Source organism: Psychrobacillus sp. FSL K6-2365, from assembly GCF_038003165.1.
Classification (GTDB): Bacteria; Bacillota; Bacilli; order Bacillales_A; family Planococcaceae; genus Psychrobacillus; species Psychrobacillus psychrodurans.
In genome coordinates this window covers 3,470,479-3,488,006 of the sequence record NZ_JBBOOO010000001.1, presented here as the reverse complement: position 1 = coordinate 3,488,006, position 17,528 = coordinate 3,470,479, and the positions used below count along the sequence as shown (strand labels likewise).

General features: G+C 34.7%; 11 protein-coding genes and 1 pseudogene. 5 read left to right on the top strand and 7 right to left on the bottom strand.

Features of this window, described 5'->3' with window-relative positions; translation table 11 throughout:
* The first annotated feature begins 220 nt into the window (after window positions 1–220).
* A complete protein-coding gene (locus MKY29_RS17605; protein WP_340880393.1) occupies window positions 221–2,590 on the top strand; it encodes a polyprenyl synthetase family protein in 2,370 nt (789 codons plus the stop codon).
* Between the two features lie 217 nt (window positions 2,591–2,807).
* Here the strand turns inward: MKY29_RS17605 and MKY29_RS17600 are convergent, their stop codons facing one another.
* Complete coding sequence (locus MKY29_RS17600) at window positions 2,808–3,302, bottom strand: L,D-transpeptidase family protein (RefSeq protein WP_241598370.1); 495 nt, start codon at window positions 3,300–3,302, stop codon at window positions 2,808–2,810.
* Between the two features lie 180 nt (window positions 3,303–3,482).
* On the opposite strand from MKY29_RS17600, the gene MKY29_RS17595 reads away from it, so the two are divergent.
* A complete protein-coding gene (locus MKY29_RS17595) occupies window positions 3,483–4,169 on the top strand; it encodes a hypothetical protein (protein WP_340880392.1) in 687 nt (228 codons plus the stop codon).
* A gap of 209 nt (window positions 4,170–4,378) precedes the next feature.
* Here MKY29_RS17595 and MKY29_RS17590 read toward each other — a convergent pair.
* Window positions 4,379–4,621, bottom strand: a pseudogene (locus MKY29_RS17590) (transposase); the annotation flags it as partial.
* Between the two features lie 341 nt (window positions 4,622–4,962).
* On the opposite strand from MKY29_RS17590, the gene MKY29_RS17585 reads away from it, so the two are divergent.
* A complete protein-coding gene (locus MKY29_RS17585; protein ID WP_340880391.1) occupies window positions 4,963–7,086 on the top strand; it encodes a FapA family protein in 2,124 nt (707 codons plus the stop codon).
* 28 nt (window positions 7,087–7,114) lie between these two features.
* A complete protein-coding gene (locus MKY29_RS17580) occupies window positions 7,115–9,109 on the top strand; it encodes a sensor domain-containing protein (RefSeq protein WP_340880390.1) in 1,995 nt (664 codons plus the stop codon).
* 78 nt (window positions 9,110–9,187) lie between these two features.
* Here the strand turns inward: MKY29_RS17580 and MKY29_RS17575 are convergent, their stop codons facing one another.
* From MKY29_RS17575 to MKY29_RS17560, 4 genes are all read right to left on the bottom strand, one after another.
* On the bottom strand, window positions 9,188–10,087 hold the full coding sequence (locus tag MKY29_RS17575) for an RNA polymerase sigma-70 factor (protein WP_093495177.1): 900 nt from the start codon (window positions 10,085–10,087) through the stop codon (window positions 9,188–9,190).
* A gap of 4 nt (window positions 10,088–10,091) precedes the next feature.
* On the bottom strand, window positions 10,092–11,369 hold the full coding sequence (locus MKY29_RS17570; RefSeq protein ID WP_340880388.1) for a phytoene desaturase family protein: 1,278 nt from the start codon (window positions 11,367–11,369) through the stop codon (window positions 10,092–10,094).
* Between the two features lie 126 nt (window positions 11,370–11,495).
* Window positions 11,496–13,304 carry a sulfatase-like hydrolase/transferase gene (locus MKY29_RS17565; RefSeq protein WP_340880387.1) on the bottom strand — a complete coding sequence of 603 codons (1,809 nt, stop codon included), beginning with the start codon at window positions 13,302–13,304 and terminating at the stop codon, window positions 11,496–11,498.
* Between the two features lie 110 nt (window positions 13,305–13,414).
* The gene (locus MKY29_RS17560; RefSeq protein ID WP_093495175.1) at window positions 13,415–13,945 is read right to left on the bottom strand and encodes a TetR/AcrR family transcriptional regulator; all 531 of its coding nucleotides are present in this window, start codon (window positions 13,943–13,945) and stop codon (window positions 13,415–13,417) included.
* A 222-nt stretch (window positions 13,946–14,167) separates the two neighbouring features.
* Between MKY29_RS17560 and MKY29_RS17555 the strand changes: the two genes are divergently transcribed.
* Window positions 14,168–16,345, top strand: coding sequence for an MMPL family transporter (locus MKY29_RS17555; protein WP_340880386.1), 2,178 nt, complete (start codon window positions 14,168–14,170; stop codon window positions 16,343–16,345).
* A 316-nt stretch (window positions 16,346–16,661) separates the two neighbouring features.
* Here the strand turns inward: MKY29_RS17555 and MKY29_RS17550 are convergent, their stop codons facing one another.
* Window positions 16,662–17,405, bottom strand: coding sequence for a GTP pyrophosphokinase (locus MKY29_RS17550; RefSeq protein ID WP_093495173.1), 744 nt, complete (start codon window positions 17,403–17,405; stop codon window positions 16,662–16,664).
* Window positions 17,406–17,528 lie beyond the last annotated feature (123 nt).

Sequence of the window (17,528 nt, the reverse complement as noted above, 5' to 3'; positions counted from 1 at the left end):
TCTGAGCGGAAATCAACGGCATATCTAGGAAAGAGGACCGGGAATCATTTTGCCTGGTTTTTTTTATTTTTTTTATTATGAAGCAATGATTTCACTCATAGAAATAGAAAGAGTAGTAAATTCAGATGTTTAAAACAAGTTATAAATAGGTTGAATGTTATAATAAGAATAATATTTAGTATGAAAAACGTATAAAAGAGAAGTGAAGGTGAGTAATGATATGAAAGAGAAAATAATTATCAATGCCGATGAGTGCTACCAGCAAGCAGAGGAGAAGGCCAATCATTATTTCCAATCACTTTATGCGCAGGCCCAAAAAAAGACATATGTGAAAGTTCTAACGGAAGATATACATTTGTGGAAACATAAACATATCCGTCATCCCATATTTTCCTTGTTTTCAAGAGGGAAAGGAAAAACTAATACTAGCGGGTATCACAATTATATAAAGTGGCTCAATTATACAGGGAAATTAGATAGTTATTTGAATCGAAGCATTTCCTATATTTTTATGCGAGATTTAGGTAAAGCATTGAACTCTCCAGACACTGAAAATCGAATCCGCAGTATAGTGGATAGTTTAAAAACTCAGCTCACATCTACGACGGCAGACCGTAAGAATGATGGGGAGCTATTCAGTATGACTGCTTTGTATCGCCTTGCACAGAAGGAAGGAGTAGAATCGACTTTCATATGGTTGATCAACAAACTAAAAAATGTATCCACAAATATTCCAACAGGAATGAATGCAGAGCATGCACAGCGAAAACTTATTAAAATCATTGCTGGAGTAATTATGCAAGAGAATGAAGAGATGGACGTTGGAGTTACTGTAGAAGACAGGAAACAGAGGCTTGATAAAGCTATTAGGCTCGGTTATTCCTACGGGCTTACCTATCCGTTTATCGACGATCTCCTAGATGCAGAAATTTTATCGGACGAAGAAGAAAAACAATACGCTTATCTGATACGTAGCACACTTACTACAGGAGTAGTGCCAGAACTAGGTGATTGGGTTGGAAATAATGCAGAGTTAATCCGATATATTCACACAGAACTTCGAGAAGCTTTTGAATATATTAAGGCGCATCAACGACCAGAGAAAAGAAATAGTTTTTTTGAGCAATCTTATGTGTTTTTTAATTCTCAAGAAGTGGATCGAGAAAAGGATTTAACTAATGCAAAATATACAAACGAAGAGCTGTATATACCAGTTATTCTAAAATCTGCTTCTTCTCGATTGATTGTTCGTTCCGTAATTGGAGCTCCTGAAGATGAGGGATTTGACAGCCGAACATTTTTTTATGGCATTTACAATCAACTGGCAGACGATTTTGCAGATATGTTTGATGACCTGAAGGATGGTGCGGTAACTCCTTATACTTACTACTTGAAGTATCACGATACACGGCCAGATCTAATAAATCCATTTGAAATGTACTGGACAGTAATCTCTAATTTGATTCATCAAGTTTATCATTCAGATAAAATGACGCGTGAAGTTATTTTAGATCGGGCTATAAACGGGTTAAAACGATTCAAGGAGCGAGCAGGTACGGAAAAATACAAAGAGGTAATGGACCTTTTTACCTCGGGGAGTCCTAAATTCAATAAACTAATTCAAGAGATGGTACGAAAAGCGGATGATGTAGATTTCTTCGACAAGCTGCTGCGTGATCATATGATTACAAGCTTGAAAAGTGACAGACAAGGGCAGGAAGACTTTATAGAAACTGCTAAAGCTATACGTAGTCAGCTTAATAGTGTACTAGATATCCCGAAAACTAATGAGATGGCTGATTCTATAATAGATGCTGCAAACTACAGCTTACAAGGAGAAGGAAAGCGATTAAGACCAATAGTTACGTGGTTTATGGGAGTCAACGCATATGGCTTAAATAGCTCAATACTTGAACCACTCTTAAAATCTTTAGAATATATGCATACAGCTTCTCTGATTTTTGACGATCTTCCGTCCCAAGATAATGCTACGCTTCGCAGAGGTCGTCCAACACTTCATGAGGTTTATACTATTTCTATTGCCGAGTTAACTGGCCTTTTCCTGACCCAGAAGGCAATCTTAGAGCAAACCACTTTGGACCAGTTCGATTCAAAAGCTGTGCTGCGACTTATTCAATATTCCGCACAAGTAACTGCGGATATGTGTAGGGGGCAGGCAATGGACTTAGATTCAAAAGGCCAACAATTGTCTTTAGAACAACTAAATAGAATGTGCTTTTACAAAACTGGGCTAGGATTTGAGGCATCTATTCTAATGCCAGCAATTCTTGCAAACACTAGTAAATTAGAAATAGATGCATTGAAAAAATTTGCCCGTCATGCAGGTATTGCGTTTCAGATTAAGGATGATCTTCTTGATGTGGAAGGTGATACAGCTTTACTTGGGAAATCGACTGGTAAGGATACAGAAAATAACAGCTCCACTTTCGTATCTATATTAGGTGTGAATGATGCAAAAAAAGAAATGTGGGAAAATTATTGTATTGCGATGGAATCATTACATGATGTACCGCGAGATACAGCTTTTTTAAAGCATTTCTTGGATTATATTATAAATCGCGACAAGTAGGACTGGGTTATATTAACCTCTCCTTTAACGCTAAATCAAAGTGATAAGCTAGACTAAATCTTTAGTGGAGTACTTCACACTAATTGAATGAAGTGGAAGGTGACGGCTAAGCCCTTCGAAAACGATAGAAACAGGTTTTGACCTTAAAGGACCGGGCATGTTTGCCTGGTTTTTTTTTATTCTTCCAGAACTTGACTGGTTATTTCTCTATTTTTAATTATGGCCGTATTGAAACCGGAGTTCCGATCGGGATAATACGTGCTAATTCTTCAACGTCTTTATTGTGCATGCGGATACAGCCGCGTGATACTGCATTACCTATGGAACTAGGGTCATTGGTACCGTGAATCCCGTAATGTTCTTTAGATAAACTCATCCACATGGTACCGAATGGTCCACCAGGATTAGGCGCTTTGTTTATAATGATAAAATCGCCAACAGGTGTATTATATAATATTCTTCCTACAGCTATAGGATACTCTTTTTGTATAACACCGTCTTTTCGTAATCGTAGCAGGCGATTATTTATAGAAACCTCAATTTGGTATGGAAGCGTATTTGGGTCAGGGTAACCTGGTATAACAATGGATTGACCAATATAAAGTACATTTGGGTTTATGGATTGGTTAGCGTTAATGATTTCGGTTATAGGGGTTCGGTAGTCTCTAGCTATTTGACTTAGTGTTTCCCCTTGTTGAACAGTATGAATCATTGTAAACACCTCCGTTATTCATTGTTAAAATAGTACATTATATGCAACTTTTAAAAAATGCTTCATCATATCGTGTTTTTCAATATATTATCTGCACTCGGAAAGTCTGTTAATTTTAGTATAAGGACATAGTTTCGCGAATAGAATCTCTTATAACAGAATTCTAAAGGTGGAATGAGATTGAAAATACTATTTATATTTCTATTATTTGTTGTTTATTTCGCATTATCACTGTCATTAGAAAGTACAAACGCAATTGGGCTATATCTAATCATTTCATTGGGATTCTTCTTTTGGGGAGTCATAGAGTGGAGACGTTCTATTAATAGGAGAAACGCTGAAGATAGAGCGCGATGTGAAGAGTTGCTAGCGGAGATTCCGCATACTCAATCACTGATTTCGGACAATTTGTTAAATGTAATACTAATCGATGATGTAAATAATATTTTATATATACTCCAAAGAGATTCTTTGGTAGAAGATTTTAGTATTGAAAATGTTCCGTTTTCTCAGGTGCTAGAGGTTGCAATAGTAAAGGAAGAGCGTGTTTTAAACTTATACCCTAAGGAGGGTCTATTGGGAAGTACGCTAGTGAATAATGAAGAAATAATAGAAGAAGATTCAGATGAGGACGAAGAAGAGGAAGAAGTAGAAGAATCTATAGAAGCATTGTGTTTAAAAATAGTAGTTGATGATATAACCAATCCCATTTTAGAATATCCATTTATAGTATTTGGTGAACCCCTTGCAACAGACTCTGAGAAATATATAGAAGTAAATTCACTTTGTGACGAATGGTATCAAAAAATATGTATAATTATTAAACGCTATGAACATGACAAAGTAGTTGTGAGACTCTGGCAATAGCATAGCTTGTAGCTGTGATGCAACTTAGTATTCGCTATTATTCTGCATTCGCAAAAGTGTACAATCAAAAGTGAGAATAAATATGTTAGGTGGCTGGGACAAAACTAGTCTATGAACTTGAAAAACGTGAAATCAGTAACTCAATTTCACGTTTTTCACTTTATTTTGGAAATATGGATGCAAGGATATACCTTCTGACCAATAAAGATGGAATGATGCCTTTGAACGGACTTCTTCCATACAAACGTGAATTTATTGGCATTCGCTTCTATTTTTGTACCATCGATAAAAATCGCCTCTCGATCAATTAGCATCTCTTCTACTAACTGGCAACGGAACTGAACGAAGCACTGATGAATAAGTTCTTTCATATCGGGCTGGATACGGAAACGATTGATGGTATGATAGCTTGGCTCAAATCCCTGAGCGAGCCACATCATGCGGATACTATCTTTACTTGATATAGAAGAGATATTAGTTGTTTGGAGTGAAGGGCGGCGACTCCTAGGGGACAAGCGCGTGGGAGAGACTACAGGCTCGACCCGTGCCCCCAGGAAAGCGTCTGCCGTAACGGAAAACAACGGCTACGAAGTATATATAAAAATAAAGCAGTTCAATTTTACTCCAAAGTAAAATTTGAACTGCTTTTAATTTTAAGTTGTTTTTTCACAATTCAAATTAGTAAAAAAATGATTATATAGACCTGTTATTTTGTTTGGAGATAGTGTTATTATATCTTTAAATCACAAAACGAAAATAGGTATTTATATATAAAGTGGAAGGAGGTTAAAAAATGTTGCAAAACTCTATTAATATAAAAGCAGAAACTATTGAGGAAGCAGTTCAAACTGCTTTAAATATACTAAAGTGTTCAATCGAGGATATTAATGTGGAAGTAATACAGTCTCCTTCCAAAAGTCTATTTGGACTAAGAAAGCTTCCAGCTGAAGTGAAGATTACTAGAATTTCATCTGACAGCATAGTAAAGAAAACAACTAGTTTGGAAGATATACCATCTTTTGAGGGAGTAGATGAAAATTTAGAGGAGTTCATTGAAGATTTTTTAGACTCCCAACTAGTAGAAGATGACGGAGAAAAACAAATAAACTTCAAGTTAGATCAAAAACCGAAGTTTGGTAATTCAGTGCATACTGATAAACGTCTTTTTGGTGTATGGATTCAAAATAATAAAGTAATAGTTCAAGAAAGTGCTCAACGGCTTCCAATAATAGAAGCAGATAAAAATTTGAAGGTGTTAGTGAATGGTCAAAAACTAACGAAACCTCAATTGGTTACTAGCAAAGACAAAATAATAGTTGAACTAGAAGGTGAAGTAATTCCATCGAGTTTTTGGATTGAAGTAAAGGATAATAATATGATGGCGACGCTATCGATTAATCCTGGAAAGAATATCATAAGAAATTTAGAAGAGACAGAACCTCAAGAACATCTTTTTATTAGAGCTCAAGAAAATATAACTTATTTTACTGATATTTCAATAGAAGATGTTCTAACCCAACTAAAATCATTAAAAATAGAAAATGGAATAATTCATTCGGCAATTCATGAAGCATTAAATAACGGAGAAGGCGAAGCTATAATTGCAAAAGGTACATATCCCGTTGAAGGATTAAATGGGGATATTGAAATTCTAGTTGAGGGTTGGCTAGAGGATAAGGGCGAAGATGATAATAGTGATAAATTAGAAAAAGTGGACTATAGAGAAGGTCAAACTATTTTGTCAGTTGAAGTTGGAGAAGTGATTGCGAAGAAAATACCTTCAATATTAGGGAAGCCTGGAAAGGATTTGTTTGATAAACCTGTACCTCCTAAACCTGTATCTGATGTGATTATAAAAGTGGGAAAAGGAGCAGTACAAAAGGATGATCAAATAGTTGCAATCGCTACTGGAAGACCATTTATTGAATCCAGAGGAAAGTTAGTGAAAATGGATGTTATAAAAGAGTATGTCCATAATGGCGATGTAGGTTTGGAAAGTGGTAATATTCGATTTCCTGGTGATGTGAGAATAACGGGTAATGTATTAGACTCTATGGCTGTTGATGCGGAAGGTAGAATTTATATAAACGGTACAGTTAATAGATCAATCGTCCAGTCTAATTACTCAATGAAAATAGAGCAAAACGTATTTTCATGTGAACTATCTGCCGGGAAGATAAATCATGTGATTGCCTCGCTTATCCCAATACTTTCTGAGATATTAACATATTCAAACCATATTTTAGCTGCGATCAATCAAATCCTAATGGTAAGACGTGAAAGTAATCCGAAAGAAGAAACGATTAAACTGTCGTACCTTATCAGATTGTTATTAGAAAAAAAATATATGGACTTTAGCGAGCTAACTAAAAAGTTAATTACTATAATAAATAATAATGAAAATAGCTTAGATGAGGATTGGAAATCTCTTTCAAATACTTTAAATAAGCATTTTATCAATGTCTCCAAAGATCAAAATATTCAGTTGCAGACATTAGAACAGTTCATAAACTGGATGCAGGAAATGTATGAAACATACTATTTGGCGCCTGAACCAAGAGTAGCCATAGAAGTGCCCTACGCCATTAATTCTACTCTATATTCAAGTGGGAATGTTCATATAATAGGACAAGGTGTATACCATTGTAATATTCAAGCAGATTATAACATCATTGTTAAAGGGGTTTGTCGCGGAGGAAATTTAAGTGCTGGAAATGAGATATTTCTAGATGATGTTGGTTCTGAAAATGGTGGTAAAACGACTATTCAAGTTCCTTCTAATGGAAAGGTACACATCAACTATGCTCACGCTGATACCGTTATTCAAGTAGGAAGAAGAATTCATACCTTTAAAGTAGGAACTCCAAATATAGTAGCCTCTTTAGATATAAATGGGAATTTAAGCTTATATAGGTAGAAAGCAGTAACGAGAGGAGCTATGCCAGATGGACATTGAAATAACAAACTCGCATATTGATCAGGTAGCAGTTATTAATATAGATGGAGAAATCATTCAGGTAAATCGGTTATGGGAAGAGAATGTTAACAACCCTTTTGCTCTTCAAACAGGCAACGATTATTTGAAATTGTTAAATGAGTTGGATGAATTAGCTGCATACAATGGAATTACAGATGTGTTAAATGGAAAAATGACATACTTTCATACCTCCTATGCTAGTTCCTTGTCTACAGAAATAAAATCTTTTTCGATGCTAGTCACCCCGTTACTTGAAGATAAAATTATAATAGGGGCAACTATTATCCTTAGAGATGTTAGTGAAAATGAAAATGAGCAAATGGAAGTTTATGATGTTTTAGAGAGTATGACAGATGCTTTTATTTCTTTGGATAAGAACTGGAAGTTTACCTATATAAATAAGGAAGCAGAAAAGTTGTTGTTTGCTTCAAAAAAGGAGTTATTAGGGCAGGATATTTGGGGGAGATTTCCAGAGGCAATTAATACAGTATTTGATGAAAACTATACTAAAACAATGAAAAAAAGAGAACAGACCCGCTTTGAAGCATACTATGAACCATTCGATGCTTGGTTCGAGGTCAATTCCTATCCAAAGGAAAATGGAGGTATATCCGTATACTTTAATAATATCAACGATAAAAAAGTAAGAGAAAGAATGCTATGGGATACTGCACATCATGATTACTTAACAGAAATTCCTAATCGTTTGCTGTTGTATAAAAATCTAGAAAATAAAATAGCTGACAGTATTCCTTTTGTAATATTCTTTTTGGATTTAAATAATTTTAAACTTATTAACGATGCGTATGGACATGACATTGGAGATGAGTTTTTAGTAGAAGTTACAAACCGGCTGAAAGATGAACTAACAAGTAAATACTTTCTTTCTCGATTTGGAGGAGATAAATTTATTCTTTACACGGAATATATCGATGAATTTCAAGTGCAAAGTGATGCTTATCAAATTTTAGCGGTCATAGAGAAGCCATTTAAGAACACAGCATTACCACCAATGAATATGTCCGCAAGCCTAGGGGTTAGTATATTCCCAGAGGATGGTAATAATGTAGATTCTTTGATCACTGCTGCTGACACTGCTATGTATGAAGCAAAGAAAATTAAAGGTGATCAATGGATTAGATATAATCGTGAAATGTCAAAGTCATTAAACAGAAGACTTATTATCGAAAAAAGTATAGAACAAGCAGTTATTAACAAAGAAATATACCCTGTTTTTCTACCTCAGGTAGATATTCTAAACAATAAGATTAGGGGAATTGAAGTGCTAACTAGATGGAATCATCCTGAATTAGGTGTTATACATCCTAAAGAGTTTATTCCTGTAGCAGAAGAAACCGGTCAAATAAGGATGTTAACGGAATATATAATTGATACATCATTATTCATATATACTAAATGGGGAAAAATATATAATTTTTCAGAGGAAGTCTCTTTTAATATTTCCTCCACTTTATTAAACGAACCTTCATTTGTGTCGTTTTTATTGTACCAAGTAAATAAGCATTCCATTTCAAGAGATAAGATTGCAATTGAGATTACGGAAAATTCACAGATTTATTCTTCCTCTGTTATTTTAAATCATTTACATGATATCCATGAAGCAGGTATTCGCATAGTTATCGATAATTTTGGTACTGGTTATTCGAACCTAGCTTATATAGTTAATCTTCCATTATCCAAAGTTAAAATTGACAAGTTTTTTATAAATAGCATTGGAAACAACCAAAAGGCAGAAGCAATTCTCCAATCAATAATAGGTTTAGCAAATAATATGAAAATCGATATACTTGTTGATGGCATTAAAACAAAAGAACAGATAGAATTCTTGCATGTTCATAAATGTACATTAGTTCAAGGTCCCTTTTACGATGATCCACTTACCGAAGAACAATTTAACTATCGGTTACAACAGTTTGATATTCAATATTCTGATAGATTATAGAACTATTGATGATTAGCTGGCTTTGGTATGGTTCCGAAGCCAGCTGTTTTTGAGTTTTATAACAAATATCGTCTGGGTTCAATTTTCCGTAATGGGAGAGAAGAAATCATCCACTAATTGAAGTCTCAATTTATCTGGGTTCATTACAATATAAAATTCATTAATTTTGTTACTCTCAATGTAAAAGCTGATGACACTGTGTAAATTACTATTCATATAATTTATCATTGCAGGCTGACCATTGACATTTTTTATCTCAAAATAATAATCTGTAGAGGTCTTCTTCGCAATACCATATAAAAACGCCAATACACTCGGTAAAGAATGAATAGGACGTATAGCTGCTTTTACTTTTCCACCACCATCAGAATAGAGGGTAACATTTTCGGATAAAAGCTCTAGTAATATATTCATATGTTGTTGTTCAAAAGCATGGATAAATCGGTTAATAATAGATTTGTTATTTTCAAAGTTTAGACTTTCACTTTCTATACCAGAGATTTTTTGCTTCGCTCGACTTAATATTTTTCGGCAGTTATCCTCTTTCTTCTCTAAGACATTTGCAATTTCTGAATAGGAGAATTCAAAGACTTCTCTTAATAGTAAAGCTGCTCTTTCATCTGGTGCCAAATGCTCCATCATCCTTAAGTAAGCAATACTTAAACCTTCTTTTTGTAGAACATTATCAAATGGATCAAGAGCATGTGCTTCCTCAAACAATATGGGTTCAGGGTTCCATGGGCCCACATATTTTTCCCTTTTGTACCGTGAAGACTTTAAGCTATCTATACAACGGTTTGTCATCATCTTACAAAGATAGGCTTTTACGTTTTCAATTTTGTCTTCTTCAACTTGATAGGCTTTTAAAAAAACTTCATGTAGAAGATCTTCGGCTTCTACTACAGATCCTAGCATACGATAACCTATAGAAAACAATAAACGTTTATACTGTTGGTAAAGTTCATTGGTAATTTGCACAATATCACCTCTGCTCTTTTTCTATTATTTCTTCCGCAGCTTGTTTCGCGCTACTTACTGCTCCTTCAGCCAAAATGGAATGAGATGAGACCCAGTCCCCTGCTAAATATAATCCGGAAATCTCCAATTTAGAACGCTGTAACTTTTTTTCATCTCCTATTTGAGGTAAGCGTTGGTTCACCGTAATATTAGGCATAAAACGGCTTGAAATTTTGTTTTCTTGCCAGCCAGGCTGTATCTTTTCTAAAAATTGCTCTAGCTCGTATTTAAGTACTTTTCCATCTATATTATCATTTGGGTGAAGATATTTGAAAACGTGAAGCACGATAGTATTTTTGTTTTCGGAAAGAATAGCTGCATTTGAATGAACAGAATAGTAAAAAGGCTCCGTTATTTCCATAGCAAAAAATCGATTTGGTTTAGGAAGCTGTCTTAGTGCGACATCTAAAGCAGCCCCCTTTATAGGTAATAGCTTAGTAAAGAAATCCATTTGCATTTGCGTGATATTTTCACCTAACATTTTCATAAGCTCTTGAGGACTGGTTGTACTCAGTAAATACTTACATGTTAACTCCTCTTTAGTAGAAAGAGACAACCTAAAAATATTGTCTACTCTTTTAATTTCATTAACTATTATGCCTGTTTGTATTTGTACTCCAGAGCAAACCGCCTTGTTGTGTAGCTGATCAATAATTGTTTGCCATCCTTTGTCTATATAAAGTACACCCTTCATTACCATCTGTAGATGGGCAACTATAACACTTGCACTTACTTTCTCTGGGGCATGACAGTAGGTTGCTAGCCTACCGAGAATAAGGAGTAGAGCTTGAATATTTTTCGAATTGGTTAATTGTTGAATCCATAGTTGAAAAGTTTGCTCTGAAAGCTTTTCGATATCCGTACTTTTAAGTTTCAATAAAACCTTCAACCACTCCATACGCTCTTTCCAGCTCAAAAAGTCAGTTGTAAATACTCCTAGTGGGTTAAAAGGAGCAGCATATTCCACCTGGTCATTTATTAATAATCCCTGTAATTTTGGTGACTTACCATATAGTTCTATGCCGAGTTCTTGAAGAATAGGTACAGCGTTTCCTTTTGCATAAAGTGCATGTGGGCCCAGATTAAAAAACTCCTGATTAATCTTATCCGTTCTAGCTCTACCACCAACTTTTTTATCTTTTTCAATGATTAATATAGACAACCCTGTTTTAGCCAAATAATTAGCTGCAACATAACCCGCCAAACCACCACCAACTATTACAACATCCCATGTTCCTTCCATAAGATGAATCCCTCCTCTGTTAGTTCATAACTTAAGACGGAGCTGGAGAATGATTTGTGACACTTTAAAAAAGTTTTTTACAAAAGGCAAAAAAGGAATACAAGATTAAAATTATACGAGAGCGAACTAGTGATCACAGCTTGGCATACCTGGAACAATTCCACTCGTTGGAGTTAATCTTTTTTGAGTGGATTGTTCATGGAGAATATTTACTATTATTTTCTGAATAACCTTTGACTCAGGTGTTTCATTTAAATGAAATGCAAGATTGCATTCTTCCATGGGGTCCCTTGTAACATTATATAATTCATACTGATCTTCGACTGGGGATTGCTTAGTTGTTGTTATACAAATAGCAACTTCCTTCGTATCTGAAACTGGTTGGGAATCTTTCAGATTTATCTCTTTATCATCTATTCCAGGATTACTCCAAAATTGAGGGTTATCAAAATAACGAGTAAGTTTCCATATCTCTTCTGTTTTTTCTTTTCCAGTAGGCAATTTCAAGATCACCGTTTCTAAATGATTCGGTTGAATAACTGATTCATATGGTTTTCCAGTTACAGAAAATTGGTTCAATCCTTTAGTTACTTCATCATCCGTCATAAAATATATAGGTTCGTTTGCTCGAGTGAATTTGTTATTCCCATTTACCAATTCGGAGAGATCTCGTCCTACCAATGGATGCACTTCGGTATGGCTTTTTTTGAGCTCATTTTGAGCATCGGTAACATCGATATTTGCGAGACCTAGGAGTGTTGGGATAATGTCTAAATGGCTTGTGATCATGTCGGTTTCCATTGTAGTAGAAAACTTTGAGCTATGAATAATTAGTGGGACGTGCAGGGATTCTTCATAAGCATTATGCCATTTTTGAAATAAACCACCGTGAGCTCCAGTTAGGCTTCCATGATCTGCTGTAAAAACGATAATCGTATCCTCATAAAAAACAGAAGAATGAAGAGCCTGAAATACTTTATACATCTCATCGTCTACCTTTTTTTGAAGAGAATAGTAAAGCTGTCGATAAAGTAGTGAATCGAAGGTAGGCTGTAGTGCTTGTTGATATACATCTCGATAACTCAACTGAGCAGATGGTTTAGTGAGTAGGTTTTCATTAGCTGTAGGAGCAGGTGGAACAAAAGGGAGAGTCGGATCAATTTCAAAATTAAATGAGGGATTAAATCGAGTGAAAAGTCCAAGGAGAGTAATATCATGTGGATTTACAAAGGAGGACACAATGAGCCAGGGCTGATTGTCATCTGAATGTGCATTTTTCTCAAGCGAATGAATTAAATCGACGACCTCGGCTGCATAAACCTCATCCCGACCACTTATCCCGACGCCAGCAGAAGATCCCGAGTTTCGAGGATTTGACCCATGAGGTTCAGGACCAATCCAACCATCGAAACCATAATTGTTCAATCGATTGGCGTGTTCATAAAGCTGTTCTTGTGCACGATTAGATACACCAGTTTTAGTGTTGTAGCTAGGTAGGGCATTATGTGTACCAGGGATTAGAATATCCTCATCGGAAAGATGCCATTTGCCTTTCCAATAGGTTTGATACCCTGCAGTACGAAAGTATTCTCCTAAAGTAGGAACCGTATTATGATCTAACCAAAATACATCAGGGTCGAATGCGCCTTTAGCAACACCAGTTGTTTGTGTCACACCGTGCAGTGATGGATATTGTCCAGTAAAAAGAGTTGCCCTGCTTGGTGAACAAGCAGTACTTCCAATATAATGATTTAAAAATGTCATCCCATTATTTCTCAAAAGCTCTTGTGTTTTTAAATTTTTCATTCGCCATTCTTTTATTGCCTCTGTTTCGTAAACAGTCGGAAATCTCTCTTCATCTACAATCATAAAAAGAATATTTGGTCGCTTTTTATGTTGATGAGAAATTGAAAAGACTTTATTTGATTTGTTCAATTTAAAAACTCCTCCATTTATTTTGTCTATCTATTTAGCTTATGAAAAATGAAGGAGGTGTAATGGATATTTAGTCTAGAGAGATGTCCAATTATTAATAGAGGAAATAGTTACGAAACGTACATACTTTCTAATATTTGTACAACTTCTTCAACGGGAATTTTCATATCATCATTTAACCATTTTCGTATTACTTCGATAGTTCCTCCTGTTGAAAATGAGAAATAATATTCTAAATATGTATCATTAGCATTTGGTAACTTTTTCTTTTCTGCGATTGAATTTTCATAAGTAAAGTTCAAAATTGTATTAAATACTCGAGAGCTACTTTTTTCATTTAAAATAATTTTGCAGAACTCTTTGTTTTCAATTATTAAATTCAAAACTCCATAAAGGGAGTCGTCTCCTGAATTATTTATTTTACTCATCATATTCTCTATCATTTCATCTTCAATACTTCTCATTAAATCAAACGGATCATTGTAATAAGAATAAAAAGTTCCGCGATTAATATCAGCTTCTTTACAAATCTCAGTTACTGTAATTTTATTTAAGTTTTTTTCCTGAAGTAACAGTAAAAAAGCATCTATAATTACTTTTTTACTATATAGGGTTCTTCGGTTTCCTTTTATACCTACCATGTATTTCTCCTCCTACTTATTATTCAAATTAATTTATTATGTCTTTAATTGGACAGTAGTTTTAAAAAATGTTCTTTTAATAACAGGCAGTTCAACATTGTTTATTGTTATCTTTCAATAGCTTTAATATACTATTTCTGTGCCATTAAAACAACAGAATGTATAAATAATAACTCGTTGTTTTAATAGGGAGGGTAATATTAGGATGAGAGGAAGCTTTAAATGGCAAAATATCTTTACAAGTTAGGTAAATGGGCAGCAAACAATAACAAAAAAGTAATCGGCAGTACATTAGCGATTCTGATTGTTATAGCAATCTTTGCACTAAATTTGGGACCAAATTTTTCGGAAGAAATGACTATACCAGGAACAGAATCAGAAAAAGCGCTTCAACTCATGAAAAAAGAATTTCCATCTAATACAGGTGGTCAAGTACAGTTAGTATTAAAAGCACCGGAAAATAAAACCTTAGATTCCGAAGAGGTTAACAAAGTAATTACAGATACATTGATAGCGATAAAAGACAAAGATAAACATGTTGTTTCTGTAGTTACTCCGGTTGAATTAGGTAATTTAAGTAAAGATAAAAAAATCGGTTATGCTGTTGTTGCTTACGATGTGGCAGCCGATAAAGTATCGGAAAAATCAAAGGACAATATTATTGAAAATATAAAAGAGACTCGTGATGCTGGAATTCAAACGGAGTTAGCTGGTGATGTTGTATTTTCTGAACTGGAAATTGGAGGAATCACAGAAGCTATTGGAGTAGTTGTAGCCTATGTTATATTGGCAATTACTTTTGTCTCCTTCTTAGCGGCAGGAATGCCAATCTTAATGGCAGTTATAGGATTAGCTATTGGTCTATTATTGATAGTGATTGGAACAAATTATTTAGATATCACTTCTGTTTCGATAACCTTAGCTGCAATGTTAGGTCTGGCAGTAGGTATCGATTATGCTCTCTTTATAATGACTCGGTTTAGACAACAAAGGAAAGAAGGATACTCCGTTTCAGAGTCTGTAGCAATTGCAACTGGAACAGCTGGAAGTGCAGTAGTGTTTGCGGGGATAACTGTCATTATTGCACTGTTAGGTTTATCTGTTGCACAAATACCATTTTTAACTATGATGGGTCTTTCTGCAGCACTTTGTGTTCTATTGGCAATATTGATAGCAGTTATTGTGGTTCCTGCCTTTTTAGGAATGATGGGCCAAAAAGTAGGACCAGATAGAAAAAATACTTTTTTAAGCAAAATCAAAAGTGATAAAAAACAAACTACTTCCGATAGATGGGGGAATTTTGTAGCAAAACACCCGTGGAAGGTTGCGATTGTTGGAATTGTAGTTCTTGCTATAATTGCGACTCCTATGCTCCATATGGAACTTGGTCTCCCAGATAACGGTTCGAAAAATGAACAGACAACGGAAAGAAAAGCATATGATTTACTAACTGAAGCTTATGGACCTGGCCATCATGCAACGTTACTTGTAGTTGCTAAAACCTCAAGTGAAACTACCAATTTACAATTGGCGTTAAATGATACTATAGAAGAGTTAAGTGGTTTATCAAATGTAAAAAGTGTTAGTCCTGCAATTCCTGGACCTTCAGGTGAGCTATATCTTATTTCTATTACTCCAGTGACAGGGTCAAACGATTCAGCAACAAAAGATCTTGTAAATGATATTAGAAAAAGGTCCGATTTCTTGGAAAAATCCGATCATATAACATTAATGGTTACAGGTTCTACAGCAGTAAATATTGATATATCACAAAAATTGAGTGATGCATTGCCAGTATTTGCCCTATTAATTATTGGATTTTCATTCGTTTTATTGGTACTAGTATTTAGATCTATTCTAGTTCCATTAAAAGCAGTTCTGGGCTTTATACTTTCATTAGGTGCAACCCTAGGATTTACGGTATTTATTGTACAGGATGGAAACTTGATTGATTTATTTGGATTTCCTATTGCAGATCCAGTATTAAGTTTCTTACCAGTAATTGTGATAGGAATTTTGTTTGGATTAGCAATGGACTATGAGGTCTTTTTAGTTAGTAGAATGCGTGAAGTTTATACACATACAGGAAATGCACGAGAGGCTGTTTTAGCTGGGATGAGAGATAGTGGCGGAGTAGTTACAGCTGCTGGTTTAATCATGATTTCAGTATTTACTGGATTTATGTTAGCACCAGATCCAATGATTAAATCAATGGGCTTAGCACTCACATTTGGTGTTCTATTCGATGCATTTGTAGTAAGAATGGCTATTGTACCTGCAGTAATGATTATAATGGGGAACTCAGCTTGGTACTTACCAAAGTGGTTAGATAAAATACTTCCGAATTTAGATATAGAGGGAGAAGCATTTATGAAAGAAGTGGAAAAAAACAAAAAATAATATTTCGGTCGGTGAATAATCCAAAAAACTCTTAAACTACACACGTTTTTATGAACAAAAACAGGACCTATTCTATTGCCCGTTAATGCGGGACAAACGCCATAAGATTACCAAAAAAAAGGGGATGCTGGTTGTGACGTAGGTCACAACCAGCATCCCTAAAAATTTACTTGGTAATAATATAGCAACAAGTCTGTCCAAAGCACTTCGGAAAGCTTAGAAACAGGTTTTGAATGTAAAGGACTGGGTGTCTTTTTACCCAATTTTTTTATTGAAATTAATAATATTTTAAACTAGCCATTTTAAACTAGCCATTTTATTTAACTTTTTCTAGCATTTCTAAAAAAGCGGGAGGAATGGTTATTTGTTGGTTTGAATTGCTTAGTAACTTGGTTAACTCATCTACTTCGCTAATTTTATTTTCACCTTTAATTATTTTAACTTCATTATGCAATCTTTCCATTTTCTCATCTAGTGCAAATGCGGAATCTGCTGCTTCTTTCAACTCGATTAATAGTTGTTCTGGTACAAATTGGTCGTATTTATAAAAGATTTTATGTTCAAGGCTTGCCCAAAAGTCCATCGCAATAGTTCGTATTTGCACTTCTACTGTCACAATTTCCTTCCCGTCCGACATAAAAACAGGAGTTTCCAATAAAACATGTAAACTCTTATAGCCATTGCTTTTTGGGTTTTTGATATAGTCTTTTACTTTCAATACTTTTATATCACTTTGTTTTTCTAACATGTCAAACACCCGATAAATATCAGAAATAAAAGAACAAGTAATCCGCATGCCAGCAATGTCTTTCACATTTTCTCTGATGCTTTCTACTGAGATACCCTTACCTTTTCTATTAAGTTTTTTCAATATACTTTCTGGGGATTTCAATCTAGAATTTGTATGTTCAATTGGATTATACTCATGGATCATTAGAAATTCTTCGCGTAAAATTTCAATTTTTGTTTCAAGCTCATTTAATGCAAATTTATACAACAGCATCATTCGTGTCATTTTCTTTTTCATCTGCTGAAACTGTTCTACTTGCTCTTGATTCATCTATAAGGACTCCTTCAATAATATGCCTGTGAAAATAATAACAAATTTGTCCTAGCTAAACAAACTTATTGCTAAGTAAAACCAGCAAAAGGAATTATAATTGGGCTTGCTATCTTTATAGAT